The sequence below is a fragment of the Pseudarthrobacter sp. NCCP-2145 genome, assembly GCF_023708005.1.
In the GTDB taxonomy this organism is placed as follows: domain Bacteria; phylum Actinomycetota; class Actinomycetes; order Actinomycetales; family Micrococcaceae; genus Arthrobacter; species Arthrobacter oxydans.
This window is the reverse complement of sequence record NZ_BRCG01000004.1, coordinates 71894-92986: the sequence shown is the minus strand read 5'-3', so window position 1 is coordinate 92986 and position 21093 is coordinate 71894. Positions and strand designations below refer to the sequence as shown.

22 protein-coding genes are annotated in these 21093 nt (G+C 65.3%); 10 read left to right on the top strand and 12 right to left on the bottom strand.

All coding sequences use genetic code 11. The features are described from left to right. Window positions 1-33: 33 nt before the first annotated feature. The gene (locus tag NFU08_RS04730; protein ID WP_251421072.1) at window positions 34-666 is read left to right on the top strand and encodes an O-methyltransferase; all 633 of its coding nucleotides are present in this window, start codon (window positions 34-36) and stop codon (window positions 664-666) included. 55 nt (window positions 667-721) lie between these two features. Here the strand turns inward: NFU08_RS04730 and NFU08_RS04725 are convergent, their stop codons facing one another. The 4 genes from NFU08_RS04725 to NFU08_RS04710 all read right to left on the bottom strand — a co-directional run bounded on the left by NFU08_RS04725 (window position 722) and on the right by NFU08_RS04710 (window position 3607). Beyond that, window positions 722-889: a DUF3117 domain-containing protein gene (locus NFU08_RS04725; RefSeq protein ID WP_009357720.1), complete on the bottom strand. Its 168-nt coding sequence runs from the start codon at window positions 887-889 to the stop codon at window positions 722-724. 233 nt (window positions 890-1122) lie between these two features. Next, on the bottom strand, window positions 1123-2388 hold the full coding sequence (locus NFU08_RS04720; protein ID WP_397425192.1) for a hypothetical protein: 1266 nt from the start codon (window positions 2386-2388) through the stop codon (window positions 1123-1125). Beyond that, the gene (locus tag NFU08_RS04715; protein ID WP_251421070.1) at window positions 2385-2765 is read right to left on the bottom strand and encodes a DivIVA domain-containing protein; all 381 of its coding nucleotides are present in this window, start codon (window positions 2763-2765) and stop codon (window positions 2385-2387) included. Before NFU08_RS04715 ends, NFU08_RS04720 begins: the two co-directional genes overlap by 4 nt. Before the next feature lie 59 nt (window positions 2766-2824). Continuing rightward, window positions 2825-3607 (bottom strand): TIGR00730 family Rossman fold protein, encoded by a 783-nt coding sequence (locus tag NFU08_RS04710; protein ID WP_104185063.1) that lies wholly within the window; start codon window positions 3605-3607, stop codon window positions 2825-2827. Window positions 3608-3711: 104 nt separating this feature from the next. Between NFU08_RS04710 and NFU08_RS04705 the strand changes: the two genes are divergently transcribed. From NFU08_RS04705 to NFU08_RS04690, 4 genes are all read left to right on the top strand, one after another. Further along, complete coding sequence (locus tag NFU08_RS04705; protein WP_174176472.1) at window positions 3712-4467, top strand: amino acid ABC transporter ATP-binding protein; 756 nt, start codon at window positions 3712-3714, stop codon at window positions 4465-4467. A gap of 67 nt (window positions 4468-4534) precedes the next feature. After that, complete coding sequence (locus NFU08_RS04700) at window positions 4535-5422, top strand: glutamate ABC transporter substrate-binding protein (RefSeq protein WP_174176474.1); 888 nt, start codon at window positions 4535-4537, stop codon at window positions 5420-5422. Window positions 5423-5507: 85 nt separating this feature from the next. Next, window positions 5508-6158 (top strand): amino acid ABC transporter permease, encoded by a 651-nt coding sequence (locus NFU08_RS04695; RefSeq protein ID WP_066277535.1) that lies wholly within the window; start codon window positions 5508-5510, stop codon window positions 6156-6158. Continuing rightward, window positions 6155-6994: an amino acid ABC transporter permease gene (locus NFU08_RS04690; protein WP_174176475.1), complete on the top strand. Its 840-nt coding sequence runs from the start codon at window positions 6155-6157 to the stop codon at window positions 6992-6994. Before NFU08_RS04695 ends, NFU08_RS04690 begins: the two co-directional genes overlap by 4 nt. Before the next feature lie 59 nt (window positions 6995-7053). Here NFU08_RS04690 and dapE read toward each other — a convergent pair whose 3' ends face one another. Continuing rightward, window positions 7054-8190, bottom strand: coding sequence for a succinyl-diaminopimelate desuccinylase (gene dapE / locus NFU08_RS04685; protein WP_251421068.1), 1137 nt, complete (start codon window positions 8188-8190; stop codon window positions 7054-7056). A 50-nt stretch (window positions 8191-8240) separates the two neighbouring features. On the opposite strand from dapE, the gene dapD reads away from it, so the two are divergent. Next, window positions 8241-9263, top strand: coding sequence for a 2,3,4,5-tetrahydropyridine-2,6-dicarboxylate N-succinyltransferase (dapD, locus tag NFU08_RS04680; protein WP_251421066.1), 1023 nt, complete (start codon window positions 8241-8243; stop codon window positions 9261-9263). 7 nt (window positions 9264-9270) lie between these two features. Then, complete coding sequence (locus NFU08_RS04675) at window positions 9271-10128, top strand: hypothetical protein (protein WP_251421064.1); 858 nt, start codon at window positions 9271-9273, stop codon at window positions 10126-10128. A gap of 28 nt (window positions 10129-10156) precedes the next feature. Here NFU08_RS04675 and NFU08_RS04670 read toward each other — a convergent pair whose 3' ends face one another. Together NFU08_RS04670 and NFU08_RS04665 are read right to left on the bottom strand one after the other, a co-directional pair. Then, on the bottom strand, window positions 10157-10768 hold the full coding sequence (locus NFU08_RS04670; RefSeq protein ID WP_174176483.1) for a hypothetical protein: 612 nt from the start codon (window positions 10766-10768) through the stop codon (window positions 10157-10159). 98 nt (window positions 10769-10866) lie between these two features. Then, window positions 10867-11469 (bottom strand): TetR/AcrR family transcriptional regulator, encoded by a 603-nt coding sequence (locus NFU08_RS04665; RefSeq protein ID WP_251421062.1) that lies wholly within the window; start codon window positions 11467-11469, stop codon window positions 10867-10869. Between the two features lie 155 nt (window positions 11470-11624). Here NFU08_RS04665 and galE point away from each other — a divergent pair, with 155 nt between their 5' ends. Beyond that, window positions 11625-12638, top strand: coding sequence for a UDP-glucose 4-epimerase GalE (gene galE, locus NFU08_RS04660; protein WP_251421060.1), 1014 nt, complete (start codon window positions 11625-11627; stop codon window positions 12636-12638). 81 nt (window positions 12639-12719) lie between these two features. Here the strand turns inward: galE and NFU08_RS04655 are convergent, their stop codons facing one another. The 3 genes from NFU08_RS04655 to fdxA form a co-directional block, all read right to left on the bottom strand. Further along, window positions 12720-14006 carry a citrate synthase gene (locus tag NFU08_RS04655; RefSeq protein WP_174176489.1) on the bottom strand — a complete coding sequence of 429 codons (1287 nt, stop codon included), beginning with the start codon at window positions 14004-14006 and terminating at the stop codon, window positions 12720-12722. Between the two features lie 227 nt (window positions 14007-14233). Further along, window positions 14234-15382, bottom strand: a complete 1149-nt coding sequence (dapC, locus tag NFU08_RS04650; protein WP_285835572.1) for a succinyldiaminopimelate transaminase — start codon at window positions 15380-15382, stop codon at window positions 14234-14236. A gap of 14 nt (window positions 15383-15396) precedes the next feature. Next, window positions 15397-15723: a ferredoxin gene (fdxA, locus tag NFU08_RS04645; protein ID WP_026265673.1), complete on the bottom strand. Its 327-nt coding sequence runs from the start codon at window positions 15721-15723 to the stop codon at window positions 15397-15399. A 136-nt stretch (window positions 15724-15859) separates the two neighbouring features. Here fdxA and NFU08_RS04640 point away from each other — a divergent pair, with 136 nt between their 5' ends. Then, on the top strand, window positions 15860-16099 hold the full coding sequence (locus tag NFU08_RS04640; RefSeq protein ID WP_251421058.1) for a hypothetical protein: 240 nt from the start codon (window positions 15860-15862) through the stop codon (window positions 16097-16099). A gap of 121 nt (window positions 16100-16220) precedes the next feature. Here NFU08_RS04640 and typA read toward each other — a convergent pair whose 3' ends face one another. After that, window positions 16221-18149, bottom strand: coding sequence for a translational GTPase TypA (typA, locus tag NFU08_RS04635; RefSeq protein ID WP_174176492.1), 1929 nt, complete (start codon window positions 18147-18149; stop codon window positions 16221-16223). Window positions 18150-18419: 270 nt separating this feature from the next. Here typA and NFU08_RS04630 point away from each other — a divergent pair, with 270 nt between their 5' ends. Beyond that, window positions 18420-19313, top strand: a complete 894-nt coding sequence (locus NFU08_RS04630) for an SGNH/GDSL hydrolase family protein (RefSeq protein WP_251421057.1) — start codon at window positions 18420-18422, stop codon at window positions 19311-19313. Between the two features lie 69 nt (window positions 19314-19382). Here NFU08_RS04630 and NFU08_RS04625 read toward each other — a convergent pair whose 3' ends face one another. Then, window positions 19383-21089 (bottom strand): ABC transporter ATP-binding protein, encoded by a 1707-nt coding sequence (locus tag NFU08_RS04625; RefSeq protein ID WP_251421055.1) that lies wholly within the window; start codon window positions 21087-21089, stop codon window positions 19383-19385. Window positions 21090-21093 lie beyond the last annotated feature (4 nt).

Below are 21093 nucleotides of genomic sequence, written 5' to 3'. Positions count from 1 at the left end.
AGGACATTCCCTGCCGCCCAGAAAGCGAAACCCATGAGCGCCGACAAGTCCACCAGCTGGTCCTATGCAGAAGATCTTCCTGCTGAGGATGAGGTCATGCTTCGGGCCAGGGAGCGCTCCTTCGAGCTCGGTGTGACGCCCATTGGCCCGGGAGTGGGAGCAGTCCTCACCGTGCTGGCTGCCGCATCCAAAGCCCAGACCGCCGTCGAGATCGGGACCGGAGCGGGAGTTTCAGGTGTGTGCCTGCTCCGCGGCCTCGGCCCCCAGTCCGTCCTCACCACCATCGACGTCGACGTCGAACACCTCCGCGCCGCGCGCGAGGCATTCTCCGAGGCCGGCAGCCCCGCCAACCGCACCCGGACCATTTCCGGAAGGGCGGGCGACGTCCTCCCGCGGCTGACGGACCGCGCCTACGACCTGGTGTTCATTGACGCCGACAAGCCCGGGCTGCCCGGATATGTGGAACAGGCCATCCGTCTGCTGAAGCCCGCAGGGCTGCTGATCGTGAACGACGCACTCGACAAGGACAAGGTGGCCAACCCCGCCAGCCGCGAGACCACCACCGTAGTCCTGCGCCAGGTGGGCAAAGCCATACGCGACGACGACAGGCTGGCTTCGGCCATGCTTCCCACCGGCGACGGCCTGCTGGTGGCAGTCAAGAAGTAGGCCGCCGAAAAAGGCAGGGCCCGCAGCTGCTGCTGCGGGCCCTGCCTTTTCACGATTATTCGGTAACGCCGACCAGGCATTCCTTGAGGTTGGCTGCCTCAGCAGCGTTCAGCTCGACCACCAGTCGCCCGCCGCCTTCGAGCGGGACGCGCATGATCAGGCTGCGGCCCTCCTTGGTGACTTCCATTGGGCCGTCGCCGGTGCGTGGTTTCATAGCCGCCATGAGGAATTCCCCTCCATTTAGTCCCAGGACTGATCAGCCCGGGCGGGCTGTGTCCGCATGTAGATCAAGCTGCCACGGCGGAGTGGTTGGACACCGCCCGGGCTGCGCGTATTCTGAATGCTTTTTGTCCTTGCTTACTTACTATTATCGCGGAATTACCCGCACGTAGCTAATCGATGGACATTTACCGCGTGGTGGTATTTCAGCCCTGACCTGCACGAAGGCCCCAAAGACTAGGGCGGATAATCCCCGCCGCCGGGCAATTGCGCCCAGGCCCACAGCCACACAATCCAGACAATCTGCAGCAGCAGGAACATGAGGACAACCGTCCCCCGGTAAGCACGCGACCTGGAGGCCAGTGCAGCTGCCAGCGCCAGCGGAAACAGCGGCAGCAGCATGCGGAACGTACTGGTCTGCGGGTGCAGGAACGCCACCAGGTACGCCATGTAGCAAGCACACCACAGGCGGAGTTCGACGCCGATCTGCCGGACGGGGGGAAGGAAGAGCATGGCGGCGAAGAGGGCCACGAAAATGAAGGGCGCCAGCACTCCCAGCACCGGCCCGAAAAGGTTGATGCCGGTGTCGAACCAGGGCTTGAACGGCACCAGGTCATGGCCGCGCCATACTGTTTCGGTTTTTGTGTAAGCCTGGATGTCCCCGGTTGCCGCCCACGCCGCCGCGGGCCAGGCAAGCGCCATCGCGCCTCCGACGCCGGTGAGGACGGCAAGGGCCGCAAGGTCACGGTTGGAATGGGGTCCTTCCCGCGTCCCGGCGCCGGAGGCCGCGTTGCGGAACCGCGCCCACAGGCGGTGCAGGAGGAGCAGCCCCAGCATGGCCGCAAAGGGAACACCTACCGGCCGGGACAGGCACAGGAGCACCACCACGGGTATTGCCCAGAGGTACTGCCTGCGGACCACCAGCAGCAACGCTGCCGCGAGGAGCAGCAGGGACAGCGGTTCGGCGTACGGCACCTGCAGGACAGCAGCCACGGGGAAGGTGGCGAAGAACGTTACGCCCCACAGCGCCGGGGCGTGGGAGGCCTTGTGCCGGAACAGAACGTAGACAACCAGCGCCGCTCCCCAGCCCGCAAGCATGGCGATGAGCGTCAGGGCCGCCGCGGGAGCCATGCCGGTGAGTCCGCTGAGCCCCCCGGCCAACGCGGGAAACAACGGATAGAAGGCCCACGTGTTTTCCTGCACGTTGCCCGCGGCGTCAGTCGGCAGCACGGAGGGGTAGCCCCCGGCAATCACCTGGGCGTACCAGCGCGCGTCCCAGATGTTGATGAAATTCCAGTAGTCAGGCTTCGCCGGAAACCAGGGATTGGGGCCCTGGTGGAGCGCAGCGGCCATGAAGATTCCGGCGCTGACAAGGCGGGCGGCCAGGTAGATGGCGGTGACCTGAAGCCACCACGGCCAGCCCCGGAGTGCTGTTCCCGCCTGCCCCGCCAGCCCTTGGAGCGACGGGAGCAGGCCTGCGCGGCGCCGCGCCTCTGTACTCACGGCGTGTTCTTTGCAGGCGGCGCGGTCCCGCCGGGTTCCGTGGCGCGGGCTTCCTGCAGGGCCAGCAGCTCAGCCCGCAAGCCGTCAATCTCGTCCTGTTTGGAGGCGAGCTGGTCCCGCAAGTCATCCAGGACCTGGTCCACCTGGTCCATCCTGTAGCCGCGGAGGCCAAGGGAGAACCGCACACGGTCCACATCCTCCGGTGCGGCCTGGGCCGGCAGCAGGACAGGGGGAAGGTTGGCAGGCGGCTGCTCGAAGCCGCCGTCGAGCAGGACAGGCAACGGACCGTTGCCTGTCCTGCCGGCACGCCGCCCGAGGCCGACCCAGAACACCGCCCCGACCAACCCGATGGCCAGGAAAACCAGAAAGAAACTCACCGTTCCATCGTGCCAGACCGGGCGGCTGCTGCCAGTCCGGACACCCGGGGCGGGACCGGCTACTCCGGCCGCTGCTCTCCCTTGAAGGAGGGCGTAACGGCCCCGTGGAGCACTCGGTCCACGGCTTCGGCGGGATCGTCAACCACCTGGATCAGGTCCAGGTCCTTCTCGGACACCATGCCTTCGGCAACCAGCGTGCCCCTGATCCACTCGATCATCGGGCCCCAGAAATCGACGCCGAGGAGGACGATCGGGAACGATGTGACCTTGCGCGTCTGGACCAGCACCATGGCCTCGAACAGCTCGTCGAGTGTTCCCAGCCCGCCGGGCAGGACGATGAACCCCTGGGCGTACTTGACGAACATGGTCTTGCGGGCGAAGAAGTACCGGAAGTTGATGCCCAGGTCCACCCACTGGTTCAGGCCCTGTTCGAACGGCAGCTCGATCCCCAGGCCCACGGATACACCGTTGCCTTCCACGGTGCCGCGGTTGGCAGCCTCCATGGAGCCGGGACCGCCGCCGGTGATGACGGCGACGCCGGCCTCCGCCAGTTTCCGCCCCACTTCCACGCCCATCTCGTAGTAGGGGCTGCCGGGCTTGGTGCGTGCTGAACCGAAGACGCTCACGGCTTTCCCGATATCCGCCAGGGCACCGAACCCTTCCACGAACTCGCTCTGGATGCGCAGGACCCGCCAGGGATCCGTGTGGACGAACTGCCCGGGGCCCTTGGTGTCGAGCAGATGCTGGTCCGACATCTCCACGGCCGCCTGTTTGCGGCGCAGCTCAAGGGGCCCCTTGCGGCGTGGCTGGGAATTTCTTGCCGGATCTGCACTGATGCTCATTCCCCTAGGCTAACCTGCCCGCGGGAGGTATCTCTTGAATCACGATCCGCAGGAACATGGGGTGATTAGCGTCATAAGCCGGTGTTGTTCGCTAGATTCTTCCTATGACTACTCATGTGCCCGGCGATGCCCTCGTCTCCCTGAACGCCGTAAACAAGCATTACGGCCAGCTGCACGTTCTGAAGGACATCAACCTCCAGGTCCGCAAGGGCGAGGTTGTTGTGGTCATCGGGCCTTCGGGCTCCGGTAAGTCCACCCTTTGCCGCGCCATCAACCGCCTGGAAACCATCGAAGGCGGGACCATCAGCATCGATGGCAAGGTCCTCCCCGAGGAAGGCAAGGAGCTGGCGCAGCTGCGTGCCGACGTCGGAATGGTCTTCCAGTCGTTCAACCTCTTCGCCCACAAAACCATCCTCGAAAACGTGACCCTTGGGCCCATCAAGGTCAAGGGCGTCCCCAAAGCAACAGCGGACAAGGACGCAATGGCGCTCCTTGAACGCGTTGGCGTGGGGCATCAGGCCCCGAAGCTCCCGGCACAGCTGTCCGGCGGCCAGCAGCAGCGCGTCGCGATCGCCCGCGCGCTGGCCATGAAGCCCAAGGTCATGCTTTTCGACGAGCCCACCTCGGCGCTCGACCCGGAAATGATCAACGAGGTCCTGGACGTCATGATCCAGCTGGCCAAGGAGGGCATGACCATGATCGTGGTCACCCACGAGATGGGCTTCGCCCGCAAGGCCGCGGACCGCGTCGTCTTCATGGCGGACGGCCAGATCGTCGAGGACGCCACCCCGGAGGAGTTCTTCACCAACCCGAAGAGCGACCGCGCCAAGGACTTCCTCTCCAAGCTCCTCACCCACTGATCCACCCGAACCAATACTCCAAGTTCGCACCCAGGCCGTGACCCACGGCCTCAATGAAAGGAATGTCATGAAGGCATTTATGACCCGGCGGAAGTCATTCTTCGTGGCGGCTACAGCCGCCCTCGCCCTGTCCCTGAGCGCCTGCGGCGGTGGCGGCACCGACGCCGGGGGCGATCCCTCGGTTGCTGCAGAGCCCACGTTCGCTGCCGGCACCACCATGGAAAAGCTCGCCTCGGCCGGCACCATCAAGATCGGCACCAAGTACGACCAGCCGCTCTTCGGACAGGTGGGCCTCGACGGCAAGCCGGTTGGATTCGATGTCGAAATCGGCAAGCTGATCGCCGCGAAGCTGGGCATCCCTGCTGACAAGATCGAGTGGTCCGAGACCGTGTCTGCCAACCGCGAGCCGTTCATCGAACAGGGCAAGGTTGACCTGGTCATCGCCACCTACACCATCAATGACAAGCGCAAGCAGGTTGTCAGCTTCGCGGGCCCGTACTACGAGGCCGGCCAGGCGCTGATGGTCAACAAGGACAACGACACCATCAAGACCCCCGAGGACGTCAAGGGCAAGAAGGTCTGCTCCGTGACGGGTTCCACCCCCGCAGCCACCATCGTGGACCAGTACGGCGCGGAACTCGTTCCGGCCGCAACCTACTCGGCCTGCCTTGAGCCGCTGCGCAACAAGCAGGTGGAAGCCGTCACCACGGACAACGTGATCCTGGCCGGCTTCGTGGACAAGGAACCGGACGCCTTCAAGCTCGCCTCCGACGAGACGTTCACCAAGGAGCCCTACGGCATCGGCCTGAAGAAGGACGACACCGAGTTCCGCAACTGGATCAACGACCAGCTGGAATCCTTCGAAGAAGACGGGTCCTACAAGAAGGCCTGGGAAGCCACTGCGGGCTCAGTCATCAAGACTGCCCCGGAGCTGCCCGAGATTGACCGTTACTAAGTAACCTCAGTGGTTGCCGGGGCTGCTCCGTGGCCCCGGCAACCGGCCTCTCCGCTCCCGTCCACGCCCACATCCGAAGGATCCTATGGACGTCATTCTTGAAAACCTTCCCCTGTACTGGAACGGTTTTCTCCGCACACTTTTCCTCTCCGCCGTTTCCGGCGTCATCGCGCTGGTACTCGGCACACTGCTCGCGGCAGCCAGGGTCTCCCCGGTGGCAGCGCTCCGCGGCTTCAGCACGGTCTACGTGGAGGTCCTCCGGAACACTCCCCTGACCATCGCCTTCTTCTTCGCGGCTATTGTCCTTCCCCGGCTCGGCGTCAAATTCGAGCAGTTCGAAGTCGCCGCCATCATTGCCTTGAGTACCTACACCGCAGCGTTCATCGCCGAAGCTGTCCGCTCAGGTGTCAACAGCGTCCCGGTGGGCCAGGCTGAAGCTGCCCGCAGCATCGGCATGAACTTCGGGCAGGTCCTGAACCTCATCATCCTGCCCCAGGCCCTGCGGACGGTGGTCCCGCCGCTCATCAATATTCTGATCGCCCTGGTCAAGAACTCCTCGGTTGCCGGCGCGTTCTTTGTCCTCGAACTGTTCGGTTACGGCCGCCAGCTGGCAAACGCCAACGGTGACGCCGTCATCCCCGTGCTGCTCGGCGTTGCGTTCTTCTATCTGCTCCTCACCGTTCCGCTGGGCATCCTGGCCAGTACGGTGGAACGAAAGGTGGCGATTGCCCGATGAGCTCAGTCCTCTACGACGTTCCAGGCCCCAAGGCCCGGCGCATCTCCCTGATCGGATCCATCGTGGGTTCGCTGCTGATCCTGGGCCTGCTGGCCTGGATCATCATGACGTTCGCGCAGCAGGGCATCTTCGAAGGGCGCCGCTGGCAGATCTTCACCCGGGCCGATGTGTGGACGCTCCTGGGCAACGGCCTGGGCGCAACCCTCAGCGCGGCAGCCCTCGCGGCTGTCATCGCGTTCCCCTTGGGCCTGCTGCTCTGCCTGCTCCGCATCTCCGATGCCGCCTTCATCCGGATCCCCACCCGCGTGGTGCTGGAGTTCCTCCGCGGCATGCCGGTAGTCCTCATGATGCTGTTCGTCCTGCTCGGCTTCGGCACCTCGCCCTTCATTGCTGTTGTCACCGGCCTGGTGCTGTACAACTCGGCAGTGTTTGCAGAGATCATCCGCGCCGGCATCCAGTCGCTGCCCAAGGGCCAGCGCGAGGCCGGGCTTGCGATCGGCCTCACCAGCTTCAAGTCGCGCATGCTGATCGAGCTGCCGCAGGCGATCCGGCGCATGATGCCGTCCCTGGTGGCGCAGATGGTGGTGCTCCTCAAGGACACCTCGCTCGGCTACATCGTGGCGTACGGCGAGCTACTGCGCGCCGTGCAGGTGATGGCTGACTTCCTGGGAACCCAGTTCCTGTTCCCGATCTTCTTCGTGGCGGCAGCCATCTACATCGCGATCAACATCCTCGTTTCGAGGATCGCGGTATGGATCGAGCGTCGCGGGTCCAAGAAGGCGGCCGGCGGCGTGGCCAAGGCCGAACCCGAAGCCGCCGAAGCAGCCGTTCCCTGATAGTTCTCGCTTAACGACGATGGCCCGGACCTTGTGGTCCGGGCCATCGTTTTTTAGGTTCAGGTTGCCAGCCACGTCCGCAGGGCCGCCAGGCAGGTGCGGATGGCGTCTGCGTGCACATGTTCGTTGTCCTTGTGTGCCAGCAGGGCATCACCCGGCCCGAAGTTCACCGCCGGTATGCCAAGTTCACTGAAGCGTGCGACGTCGGTCCAGCCGTATTTTGGCTTGGGCTCGGCGCCGACTGCGGCGACGAAGGAGGCGGCGGCCGGGTGGTGCAGGCCGGGCCTGGCACCGGCGGCAGCATCGGTGCGGACCACCTCGAAGCCCTCCAGCAGCTCCCGCACTACGGCCTCGGCCTGGTCGGGGTTTTTGTCCGGGGCGAAACGGTAGTTGATTTCCACCACGCACCGGTCCGGAATCACGTTGCCGGCGGTCCCGCCGTTGATCTTCACGGCATTGAGGCTCTCGCGGTACTCGAGTCCGTCCACAGTGATGGTCTGCGGTTGGTAGCCGGCCAGCCTGGCCAGGACCGGAGCTGCGGCGTGGATGGCGTTGCTGCCCATCCAGGCGCGGGCGGAGTGGGCTGCCTCCCCCACAGTGGTTACTTCGAACCTGCTGGTGCCGTTGCAGCCGCCCTCCACCGTGCCGTCCGTCGGTTCCAGCAGGATGGCGAAGTCACCGTGGAGCAGGTGGCCGTGGTTGCGGACCAGGCGGCCCAGGCCGCTTTTGACGGCTTCCACTTCCTCGTGGTCGTAGAACACAAAGGTGACGTCCCGCTTCGGCGAGGCGCCGTCGTCGAACAGGGTGGCCGCCAGGGCAAGCTGCACCGCAACGCCGCCCTTCATGTCCGTGGCGCCGCGGCCGTAAAGGATCCCCTCCCCCGGAACACCCGATTCCCAGCTGGAGGGAACGGTCCCCTTCGCATCCGCGGCCAGAGGCAGCGGCACCGTGTCGAGGTGCCCGGCCAGGATGACGCGTTCCGGATGGCCCAGCTCGGTGCGGGCGATGATTGAATCGCCGTCCCGGAGCACGCTCAGCTGGGGAACTGCCAGCAGGGACGCTTCAACCGCGTCCGCAAGTTCCTTTTCGTTTCCGGACACGCTGTTGATGTCCATGATGGCGGCGGTCAGGAGGGCAACATCCTGGCGAAGGTCGAGTTGCAGGGTGGAAGGCTGGGGTGTGGTTTCGGCAGTCACGAAGCCAGTCTAGTTCGGACCCTGTCCCCGCCCGTCGATAGACTGGGGCCATGACTGAGACTGCTTCTTCTGCCGTGCCCGAAACCTCGCAGGCATCCACAGACCACCGCTCCGCCTACGGCTTCGGCGTGGCCACCGTTTCCACCGCTGACGCCAGCGTCCTGGATGTCTGGTTTCCCGCTCCGGCGCTTGGTGTTGCCGCCGAGAACCTCCGTTCTGTCGAGAACGCGGACGAGTCGCTGAGAAGAATCGCCGAGAATGGGGCGGACCAGGACCGCGGGACCGAGCAGAAGGTGGTTTTTGTCCAGATCCACCTCGATGAAGCCCCGGCCGATACCGCCGATGCGTACCTGCGCCTGCACCTCCTTTCGCACCGCCTTGTCCGGCCCAACACCATCAACCTTGACGGCATCTTCGGCAAGCTGCCCAACGTTGTGTGGACCAACTTCGGCCCCGCCGCCGTGGAAGGCTTTGAGCTCACCCGTGCGCGGCTGCGGCGCCGCGGTGCCGTCACCGTCTACGGCATCGATAAGTTCCCGCGCATGGTGGACTATGTTGTGCCTTCCGGTGTAAGGATTGCCGACGCCGACCGGGTGCGGCTGGGTGCGCACCTGGCCGAAGGAACCACCGTGATGCACGAAGGGTTTGTGAACTTCAACGCCGGAACCCTGGGTACGTCGATGGTGGAGGGCCGCATTTCAGCGGGCGTCGTGACCGGCGACGGCAGTGACGTGGGCGGCGGCGCCTCCATCATGGGCACGCTGTCCGGCGGCGGCAAGGAAAAGATCACCATCGGCGAGCGGGTGCTGCTGGGGGCAAACTCCGGTGTTGGCATCAGCATCGGTGACGATTCCGTGGTGGAAGCCGGCCTGTACGTCACGGCCGGAACCCGGGTGCGGGTGCCCGGGCCCAAGGACGAGGTGGGCGAGGACACCACTAAGATCGTCAAGGCAGCCGAACTGTCCGGTGTGCCCAACCTGCTGTTCCGCCGCAACTCCACCACGGGCGCGGTGGAGGTCCTCCCCCGCCAGGGACAGACCGTGGAGCTGAACGACGCCCTCCACGCCAACTGATCATTCCATGGCACGAAGACGCGGACTGCGCCGCCTCGCAGTACTGGTGCTGGCCCTGGCACTGGTGGCAGGCGGCGTCTATTCGGCCGTGTTTTTCCTGCAGCGCTCCGAAACGCTCGTGTCGGAGCGCTGCAGGGCCGTTATTGGCGAGCGAACCTCGGAACTCGCCCCGGACCAGGCCGTCAACGCTTCACTGATCACTGCCGTGGCGGTGCAGCGCGGGCTTCCCCCGCGTGCTGCCAGCATTGCCCTGGCCACCGCCATGCAGGAGTCCAAGCTCCGGAACATCGACCACGGCGACAAGGCCGGCCCGGATTCGCGCGGACTGTTCCAGCAGCGCCCTTCCCAGGGATGGGGAACCGAGGCACAGATCATGGATCCCTACTACGCCGCGAACGCCTTCTACGACGCCCTGGTCAAGATCCCGGGCTATGAGTCACTGGAGATCACGGACGCCGCCCAGCGCGTCCAGCGCTCCGCCTACCCCACCGCCTATGCCCAGCACGAGGAAATGGGACGGACCTTCGCCTCCGGGCTGACCGGCCAGACGCCCGAGGCCGTCCGGTGCACCCTGCGGGCGGCCGGCGCGGGCGGGGATACCGCCGCGTTGTCCGCGGAACTCAACCAGGCCTACGGGCCGCTGGGGACGGCCGTTGAAGGTGAAACGCTGGTGGTGGAGGCCGCCGGCAGCCAGGCTTGGTCCGTGGCGCAATGGGCTGTTGCCAACGCCAAGGGCTTCGAGGTCCTGCAGGTGGACGTCGCCGGCCGGAGCTGGAACCGGGAGGCGCGGGACGGGTGGCAGGCTTCGGCGGCCACGGACGGACAGGTCCGGATCACGGTGGCGGCGGAAGGGGCCGGCAGCTGAACGGCTGCTGGAAGAGCACTGCAGGTCCCTACACGAGGATTTCGACCACCGGCTGGACGTAGCTGCGGAACAGCTCAGGCTCGGCCATCAGGCGGTTGCTCATGATGATCTTGTCCGGTTCCAGGTACCAGGCCCGCTGTTCATTCAGGGGAAGCTCAATGATGGTCAGCTTGAAGTCACGGGAATCGCGGCCAACCTCCATCAGCCTGTCGTCCACCATGTCCTCAAGAAGCTGGTCCGCTCCGCTGGCGGCACGCTCCGCCTCAATTTCCGCGTATTCGCTCCTGCGCTCCCGTGCCCAGGTAAGGGCGGAACCGAAGTGGGCCTGGAGCACGCGCTGCAGGGCGGGAGAGTTTCCAAAGGCTTCAAAGTCCGGCGGCGACAACTCGGGAGACGTCTGGGGATGGGCCTTGAGCAGCTGCTCCCACCATGCCTCCCACTCTGTCTTGAGGGCACTCAGGCCACCAACGTCCGCGGTCAAGTGTGAATGATCGGCACGGCGTACCTTGGGCGCTGCGTGGGACAGCGCGGGGTGACCTGCGCCGTCGAGCCCCGCAGTATCCCGGACGAACAGGGCTATCATCATTGGCCCCGACGTGTCCGCGGTGATTTGCCACCTGGTTCCGCTTGTCTGATACATCCGACGTCCTTCCGTCGCGCGCCCTTGCCAAGAGGGTAGTCCGGTAGCTCCCCCGGCTCCCAGTCTATTCCTCCTGATGCCCACGTTAGTGGCAGTCATCACATCCCGTCGAGGTGCTGCTCCAGGACGTCCACGCACATTTCCCGGGTCATCCATCCGGGCTGCAGCAGGGCGTGCATGCACAGACCGTCCAGGGTGGCGAGAAGCCGCTCGGCTTCAACCACCAGGCTTTCCGTCGGCTGGTCCTCCGGCCGCAGGGCACGGATGACGCTGCCCACGATGACAGCTACCTCCCGGTGGCTCCGGTCCGCTTCGGCGGCGAGGAACGGGCGGACCCTCGCGGCGTTACGGAACGCCATCCAGGCACACACCTCAAGCGCCCGTGGCCCGTCAAGGGGCAGGAGTCCGCACAGGAGGGTTAATATCGCCGCGCGGTGCTCAGGGGTGCCGGGAACCGCCGCGTGCACGCCAGGCAGGGATGCTTCCAAGCGGCGCACGATGCGGTCCACCACCGAGGCAAAGACGAATGCCAGCAATTCCTCACTGCCCGCGAAATAGTGGCGGACAGAACCCACAGCCAGCCCGGCTTCATCTGCCGTTTCCCTGAGGGAGGCCCGTTCCAGCCCGTCTCCGGCGATGATGCGGAGAACTGCTTCAACAACGTCCTGGCGCCGGGCTTCGGCATCTACGATTTTTGGCACTCCTCCTATTTAGCACGGATGTGCTCCCTTGGGACGGTCGCCGTGCCGTGCCGTGGCCGCGGCCTCCTGTCGCCCCTCAGCGGTACGTGCGCGGCACTGCCCGGCATCCGGAACGCGGCGGCGGCAGCAGGTGTCCGTGGGATAGCGTTAGAGGCATGAAAATTCTGGTCACCGGGGGCACCGGCTACATTGGTTCCCACACTGTTTTATCCCTGCAGGAAGCCGGCCATGATGTGGTGGTCATCGACAACCTGGTCAACTCCAGCGAGGAATCCCTCCGGCGGGTTGCCGAGCTCAGCGGCAGGACCGCGGAGTTCCACCACGTCGATCTGGTGGATGAGGCCGCCGTCGAGCGTGTGTTCGTCGCCAGCCCCATTGACGCGGTGATCCACTTTGCCGGGCTGAAGGCCGTTGGCGAATCCGTCCGGGAGCCGCTCAAGTACTACCACAACAACCTGGTGGGGACCCTGAACCTCATCCGGGTCATGGACCGCCACGACGTCCGGTCCATTGTCTTCAGTTCCTCGGCCACCGTCTACGGCGAGCACAACCCCATCCCCTATGTGGAGAAGATGGAAATCGGGGCCAACAACCCCTACGGCCGCACCAAAGAGCAGATCGAGGACATCCTCTCTGACCTGGGCGCCGCGGACACCCGCTGGCACATAGCCCTGCTGCGCTACTTCAACCCCGTGGGGGCCCATCCGTCCGGCCGGATCGGCGAGGACCCCCAGGGCATCCCGAACAACCTTGTGCCTTTCATCGCCCAGGTGGCCGTCGGCCGCCGCGAGAAGCTGATGGTTTTCGGCGGGGACTACGACACCCCGGACGGCACCTGCCTGCGGGACTACATCCACGTTGTGGACCTCGCCGAAGGCCACGTGGCCGCGCTGAACTATGTTGCGGACCGCACCGGCGTCTTCCGCTGGAACCTGGGCTCCGGCAAGGGCTCCTCCGTCCTGGAGGTGCTCCGCTCCTTCGAAAAGGCAGTCGGGCAGCCGATCCCCTACGAGATCACCGGCCGCCGCGCGGGTGACCTCCCCGCCTTCTGGGCCGACGCCACCTCTGCGCTGGCGGACCTCAGCTGGTCCACCACCAAAACCGTGGACCAGATGTGCGAGGACCACTGGCGCTGGCAGAAGAACAACCCGCAGGGCTACAGCAACTAGCCTTCTCTGCAACAACAAAGCGGCCGCCCACCTTTGGAAGGTGGGCGGCCGCCGTCGTCATTGCAGGTATTGGTCCAGAGGTTAGCGGACCGGGTAGTCCCGCTCCGGCTCGCCGATGTACAGCTGGCGCGGGCGTCCGATCTTGGTGTTCGGGTCGCTGATCATTTCCCGCCACTGGGCGATCCAGCCGGGGAGGCGGCCGATGGCGAACAGTACCGTGAACATCTTCTCCGGGAAGCCCATGGCCTTGTAGATCAGGCCGGTGTAGAAGTCCACGTTCGGGTAGAGCTTGCGCTGGATGAAGTAGTCATCGTTGAGCGCCTTCTCTTCCAGGCGCAGGGCGATCTCCAGCAGTTCGTCGTTGCCGCCGAGCTTGCTGAGGATTTCGTGGGCCGTGGCCTTGACGATCTTCGCGCGCGGATCGTAGTTCTTGTAGACGCGGTGCCCGAAGCCCATGAGGCGGACGCCGTCTTCCTTGTTCTTGACCTTCTCCATGTAGTCCTCGGGCTTCGTGCCGTCGGCCTGGATCTGGCGGAGCATCTTGAGGACTGCCTCGTTGGCACCGCCGTGGGCGGGACCGAAGAGCGCGTTGATGCCGGCGGACACCGAAGCGAACAGGTTGGCGTTGGACGAGCCCACCAGGCGCACGGTGGACGTTGAACAGTTCTGCTCGTGGTCCGCGTGCAGGATCAGCAGCAGGTCCAGCGCCTTGGCAATGACCGGGTCCACCTCGTACTGCTCAGCCGGCAGGCCGAAGCTCAGGCGCATGAAGTTTTCCACGAGGTTGTGGGAGTTGTCCGGGTACAGCATGGGCTGGCCGATGGACTTCTTGTGCGCGTACGCCGCGATCACCGGCATCTTGGCCATCAGGCGGATGGTGGAAACTTCCACCTGTTCGGCGTTGAACGGGTCCAGCGAGTCCTGGTAGAACGTGGACAGCGCGGACACTGCCGAGGACAGCACGGGCATGGGGTGCGCGTCCCGCGGGAAACCGCTGAAGAAGCCCTTGAGCTCTTCATGCAGCAGAGTGTGCCGGCGGATCTTCTGGTCGAACTCCTCCAGCTCCGTGGGGCTGGGCAGGTTGCCGTAGATCAGAAGGTAGGACACCTCGAGGAAGCTGGAGTGCTGGGCCAGCTGTTCGATGGGGTACCCGCGGTAGCGCAGGATGCCAGCATCGCCGTCGATGTAGGTGATCGCCGAGGTGGTTGCTGCCGTGTTCATGAAGCCGGGGTCAAAGGTGACTGCGCCCGTCTGCTTCAGCAGCTTGGAAACGTCGTAGCCTTCGTTCCCTTCAATAACCTGGATGCGCGGGAGCTTGAGCTCGCCCCCTGCGTGAAGCAGGGTGGCCGCGTTGTTGGTCTCAGTCATGGAGTCCCCTTCATGAGGCTTCTGGGCCTCTGTCGAAAGCTTGATCCAACATCAGGTGAGCCGCGCACTGACCCTGAGAACACAGGTTCCAACACCCGGGCTGCCTTCTTGTAGAAAGCCACCATTGATAGTCACTTAAAAAGTACCGCCCCTTGGCGGGTGCCACTAATCCGAGACGGTCCGGAAGCCCCCAAAACCGGGCCGTTGTGGCGCGAGTCACAGTATTGTTACGGCGCCGAAACGAGCCGGGACACTGCGGCGTCGATGCGCTCGTCCGTTCCGGTCAGCGCCACGCGGATGTATCCGTTGCCGGCCTCGCCGTAGAAAACCCCGGGGCCCACCACGATGCCGCGTTCCGCCAGCCGCCCCACCGTGTCCCAGGTGCTTTCCCCGGCGGTGGACCACAGGTACAGCCCGGCGTCGGAATCCTTGATCTCGAGGCCGAAGTCCAGCAGCGCCGGGACGAGCCGCTCGCGCCGCCCCCGGTACAGGTCCTTCTGCGCCTCCACGTGGGCGTCGTCGCCGAGCGCCACGCGCATGGCCTCCTGCACCGGATAGGGCACGATCATGCCCGCGTGCTTGCGGCTGTTCACCAGGTTGGGCATGAGGCCGGGGTCGCCGGCCACGAACGCTGCCCGGTAGCCCGCCACGTTGGACTGCTTGCTCAGGGAATAGACAGCCAGCAGGCCCTGATGGGATCCGCCGGCTACACGCGGATCAAGGATGCTGGGAACAGCCTGTCCGCCGCGCTGGACATCCCAGTCACCCCAGCCAAGTTCTGCGTAGCACTCGTCGGAGGCCACCACGGCACCCAGTTCCCTTGCCTGCTGCACCACGGCCTTCAGGGAGTCGATTCCGCGTACGCTGCCGGTGGGGTTTCCCGGGGAATTAACCCAGATCAGCCGGACGCGCGCACGGGTGGCTTCATCCAGTTCGTCCAGGTTGTCCGTGGCCACGGACGTCACGCCGGCAAAGGTGGCGCCGATGTCGTAGGTGGGGTAGGCGACCTTGGGGCGGACGACGACGTCTCCCGGCTTGAGTCCCAGCAGGAGCGGCAGCCAGGCCACCAGTTCTTTGGAGCCCACGGTGGGCATGACGTTGCGGGGATCGAGCCCTGCCACGCCGCGGCGCCGTTCAAACCACCCGGCGATGGCTTCACGCAGGGCCGGTGTGCCGTGCACGGTGGGGTAGCCTGGGGCGTCCGCCGCGGCCTTGAGCGCGTCCTGGATCAGGGCCGGCGTAGGATCCACCGGGGTCCCGATGGAAAGATTGACGGCCCCGCCGGGGTGCTCCGCTGCCTTGGCGGCGTACGGCGCCATGGCTTCCCACGGGTAGTCAGGCAGGTCCAGGCCGAACGTCCTCGCTGCTGGGGTCACGGTATCTTCCCGCGTCAGTGGTCTTGGTTCTGCGGCGGCAGTGCGGCGATCATCGGGTGGTCCTTGCCCGTGTTGCCGACCTTCGCTGCTCCACCCGGCGAGCCGAGGTCGTCGAAGAACTCGACATTGGCCTTGTAATAGTCCGCCCATTCCTCCGGGGTGTCATCCTCGTAGTAAATGGCTTCAACAGGGCACACCGGTTCACAGGCACCGCAGTCCACACACTCGTCCGGATGGATGTACAGCGAACGCTCACCCTCATAGATGCAGTCGACCGGGCACTCCTCAATACATGCCTTGTCCTTGACATCTACACACGGCTGCGCGATTACGTACGTCACGTCCCTGGCCTCTCCACGTTGGTTCCGGCAACCCGCCGGCACTTGCATCCGGCGCTGCGGCCGGACCCTTGACATCTGAGCCTATTATCTCCCAGCCCGTTCCCGCGAACCTAGCCGGACACCCTAGTATGAACTGGTGAGTCAGCCTGTTCCTACCCCCGCCGGGTTCCTCTCGGGCGCAACACCCGGAATGCGGGTGGTGGTGCGCTACCGCATCGAGGGCGGCCTGACCGACGCATTGGGCCACCTGGTGGCGTGCAACGGCGGTGCGTGCACCATCAGGACCCGGAAGGCCGACGTCGTTATCCAGCTGTCAGAGGTAGTGGCCGCCAAGGAAGTCCCGCCGGCGCCCGAGAGGCGCCGGCCCGCACGGTAGGGGCGGGCCACCGCGGCGGGGTGGCTGCGCAGGCGGGGCCACCCCCAAGACAAAGAAAAGCCGGTACGGCGGCGGGAATCCCCACCGCCGTACCGGCTGTTTCAGTTTTGTGCCCCGGTGACTAGACCTTGGCGCGGGCGCGGTTGGCCTTGGCGCGCTCGTTGGTGTCCAGGATAACCTTGCGGATGCGGATGGCTTCCGGGGTCACTTCCACGCACTCGTCCTCGCGGGCGAATTCGAGGGACTCTTCAAGGGTCAGATCGCGCGGCGGCGTCAGGTTCTCGAAGGTGTCAGAGGAGGCTGCACGCATGTTGGTGAGCTTCTTTTCCTTGGTGATGTTGACGTCCATGTCGTCGGCGCGGGAGTTCTCGCCCACGATCATGCCTTCGTAAACCTCGGAGGTGGGCTTCACGAAGAACGAGCCGCGCTCCTGCAGGTTGATCATGGCGAACGGCGTGACAACACCGGCGCGGTCAGCGATCATCGAGCCGTTGGTGCGGTACTCGATGGGGCCGGCCCACGGCTCGTAGCCCTCGGAGATGGACGCTGCGATGCCGGCGCCGCGGGTGTCCGTGAGGAACTTGGTGCGGAAGCCGATCAGGCCACGGGCGGGGACGATGAATTCCATCCGGCACCAGCCGGTACCGTGGTTGGCCATGTTGGTCATGCGGCCCTTGCGGGCTGCCATCAGCTGGGTCACTGCACCGAGGTACTCCTCGGGGACGTCGATGGTCATGTGCTCCATCGGCTCGTGGATCTTGCCGTCGATGGTCTTGGTGACAACCTGCGGCTTGCCGACGGTCAGTTCGAAGCCTTCACGGCGCATCTGCTCCACCAGGATGGCCAGTGCCAGCTCGCCACGGCCCTGGACTTCCCAGGCGTCGGGACGCTCGGTGGGGAGAACCTTGATGGAGACGTTACCGATCAGTTCCTTGTCCAGGCGGTCCTTCACCTGGCGTGCCGTGACCTTGGCACCCTTGACCTTGCCGGCCAGCGGCGAGGTGTTGATACCGATGGTCATGGAGATGGCGGGATCGTCCACGGTGATCAGCGGCAGCGGCTGCGGGTTCTCGGCGTCGGTGAGGGTCTCACCGATGGTGATGTCCTCGATGCCGGCGACGGCGACGATCTCACCCGGGCCTGCAGACTCCGCGGGAACGCGGTCCAGGGCCTTGGTGGCCAGGAGTTCGGTGATCTTCACGTTCTTGAGCTCACCGTTGGCGCGTGCCCAGGCAACGGTCTGGCCCTTGCGCAGGGTGCCGTTGTAGATGCGCAGCAGGGCAAGGCGGCCCAGGAACGGGGAAGCGTCCAGGTTGGTGACGTGTGCCTGCAGCACACCCTCCGGGTTGTAGGTGGGTGCCGGGATGTGCTCGATGATGGTCTTGAACAGCGGCTCCAGGTCTTCGTTCTCCGGGGCGGTGCCGTCAGCGGGCTGGTCGAGGGAAGCGCGGCCAACCTTGGCGGCCGCGTAGACAACGGGAACCTCAAGGATCTTGTCCAGGTCCAGGTCCGGAACCTCGTCAGCCAGGTCCGAGGCAAGGCCCAGGAGGAGGTCCATGGACTCGTGGACGACTTCCTCGATGCGGGCGTCGGGACGGTCGGTCTTGTTTACCAGCAGGATGACTGGCAGGTGCGCGGCAAGGGCCTTGCGCAGCACGAAGCGGGTCTGGGGCAGCGGGCCTTCGGAAGCGTCAACGAGGAGGACGACGCCGTCAACCATGGACAGGCCGCGCTCCACCTCGCCGCCGAAGTCGGCGTGGCCGGGGGTGTCGATGACGTTGATGGTGATGGTCTCGCCGTTGGAGGACGGTCCGTTGTAGGCCACGGTGGTGTTCTTGGCCAGAATGGTGATGCCCTTTTCGCGCTCCAGGTCACCGGAGTCCATCACGCGGTCTTCAAGGTGGTTGTGCTCGGCAAAGGAGTTGGTCTGCTTGAGCATGGCGTCGACCAGGGTGGTCTTGCCGTGGTCAACGTGGGCCACAATCGCGACGTTGCGGAGGTCACTGCGTGATGCAGTGGCGACCGCGGTGTTGGTGGTGGTTTCAGACATGCGTAATGGCTCGATTCAGTGGTGAAAGTCAGCTGTTGTATCGCGACATTTCCAACCGGAACGCACGACGGATCAGGCCCTTAGCACAGGGCGCCTTCCTCCATTCTAGCGCCAGTGCCATTTATTGGCCTAAATTCTCCGGCGGCGTGCGGGCACTGCGTGGCCCCGGCCCTGCCCCGCCACGGAAAATTGTGGGCAAAATCACTGGCCATCCAGGACGGCATGCAACATGATTGCTCTGACAGACCGTGCAAGCCCGAAAGACACCAGATGCGAAAATCCCCGGCCGCCAAGGCCTGGACCCGTTGTGCCGTGTCCGGCGTCGCTGCGGCTGTTGCCTTGTCCGCAAGCCTCTCCGGCTGCGGCCTGCCCGCCGCGGACCCGGGGAATCCTGGCCGTCCAGTTGCGGCAGCGGCTGCGGCGGGGGCTGCGGCGGGATCCCAAGGGGCAGCCGGAAATCCTGCAGCCGCAACTGCCGGTTCACGCGTCCTGAACCCGGCCAACGGGCGGCTCGAGGCCGTTGTCCCGGAGGTCAGCAGGACGGTCCTGCTGATCGGTGATTCACAGTCGGAACCCGTTGACGGCTGGCCGCGGCTGGGCCTGGCTGCTGCGGGCTACAACGTGTACTTCTGCGGCCGGGGCGGGACCGGCTTTGTCTCCTCGAACGGTGCAACAGGCAACTACATTGATGCCCTGCTGCGCGGCGACTGGCTGCTGCCGTCGGGAACGCCGGCGCTCATTGTCATCCAGGGCGGCGGCAATGACGCCGCCGGTGCAGCGAGTGACAGGCAGATAACCGCCAATGCCGAACGCCTGATCGCGGAGCTGCGGGAGCGGTACCCCGGCACGCCCATGGCGATGATCGGAACGCTTGCCCGCGGGGAAGCCCACGGCGGCGGCCGGCGGACCGAAGTCGATGCCCTGTTGGGGTCGGTGGCAGCGTCCCATGCCCTCCCCTTCGTATCCGTGGGTGACTGGTTGACCCGGTACGGCCTGGCCAAGGACCTCGCGGATACAGTGCACATGAACCCTGCGGGACGCCAAAAATTGGGAGTCCTCCTCGAGGGCCGCCTTCGGGACCTGGGCCTGGACCGGAAGCCGACGGCGGACCAGCAGCCGCTGCGGGCCTCCGGCACCCGGGACGACGGCCCGGGCCAGGACTGAAGCGCAGACGGCTGGAGCCGGGGCCCGAAGGCCCCGGCTCCAGCCGTACTTAGTGTGCGGGCAGTCCGCTTATGCAACTTCCGGCGGAAGCATCAGCTTGGCCCCCGGGATGGCGTTGAGCAGCGCCTGTGTGTACTCCTGCTGCGGCGCGTCGAAGACGTCGTCCGTGGAGCCGGTCTCCACCAGGCGCCCCTTCTCCATCACGCAGACGTGGTCGGCGATCTGGCGGACCACAGCGAGGTCGTGGGTGATGAAGAGGTAGGTCAGGCCGAGGTTGGACTGCAGGTCGGCCAGCAGGTTCAGCACCTGTGCCTGGACCAGTACGTCCAGGGCGGACACCGCCTCGTCACAGATGATGACTTCAGGGTCCAACGCCAGCGCACGGGCAATGGCAACGCGCTGCCGCTGGCCGCCGGAGAGCTCGTTCGGGTACCGCTGCATGGTGGATTGCGGCAGCGCCACCTGGTCCAGCAGCTCGCGGACCTTCTTCTCGCGGCTGGCTTTGTTCCCGATTTTGTGGACCCGCAGCGGCTCCTCAATGGTCCGGTAGATGTTGTACATCGGGTCCAGGGAGCCGTAGGGATCCTGGAAGATGGGCTGCACCCGGCGCCGGAACTTGAACAGTTCCGAAGGCTTCAGCAGTGAGGTGTCCACGCCGTCGAACAGGATTTTTCCGTCCGTCGGCTTCTCCAGCTGGAGCACCATCTTGGCCACTGTGGACTTGCCGGAGCCCGACTCCCCCACGATCGCCGTCGTGGTTCCGCGAAGGACGTCGAAGGTGACGCCGTCCACGGCCGCAAAGTCCGACGATTTTCCCAGGCCCTGCCGAAGCTTGTACACCTTCCGCAGGTCCTGGATCTGAAGGACGTTGTCGGCGGTGAGCGCCTCGGCGGCCGGAGCCAGGAGGTCGGCCGCTTCCACGCCCTGTTCCTTGGCAACCTGGATCCGCCGGCTGGCGAGGGACGGTGCCGATTCCACGAGCCGCTTGGTGTAGGGATGCTGCGGGTTCTGCAACAGCTCGAGCGACGGCCCTGATTCGACCACCTGGCCGCGGTACATGACCACAACCTTGTCCGCGCGTTCGGCGGCAAGGCCAAGGTCGTGGGTGATCAGCAGGACAGCCGTACCGAGCTCGGACGTCATGCCTTCAAGGTGGTCCAGGATCTGCCGCTGCACCGTGACATCCAGCGCTGACGTGGGCTCATCCGCGATCAGCAGCCGGGGCTGGCAGGACAGGCCGATGGCAATCAGGGCCCGCTGGCGCATGCCGCCGGAGAACTCGTGCGGGTACTGCCTGGCGCGCCGGTGGGCGTCCGGCAGGCCTGCCTCGGACAGCACCTTCGCGATGTCCTCCGGTCCGCTGGGCCTGCCGTTCGCGCGCAGGGTCTCCTTGACCTGGTAGCCGATCTTCCACACTGGGTTGAGGTTGGACATGGGGTCCTGGGGCACCATGCCGATGGTGTTGCCGCGCAGCTCGATCATCCGCTTTTCCGGCGCATGCGAGATGTCTTCGCCGTCCAGCAGGATCTGTCCGCCGGAGACCCGGCCGTTGGCCGGCAGCAACCCAATGGCTGCGAGGGCGGTTGTTGATTTGCCCGAGCCGGACTCGCCCACGATTGCCACGGTCTCCCCCGGCATGATGGTGAGGTGGGCATTCCGGACAGCGTTCACCTCGCCGTTGCTGGTGTTGAACGTGATGGCCAGGTCCCGGATTTCCAGGAGCGGCCGGTTCGCGGGTGTTCCGGCTTCGGTAATGGTGACATCTGATGCAGTCACGTGT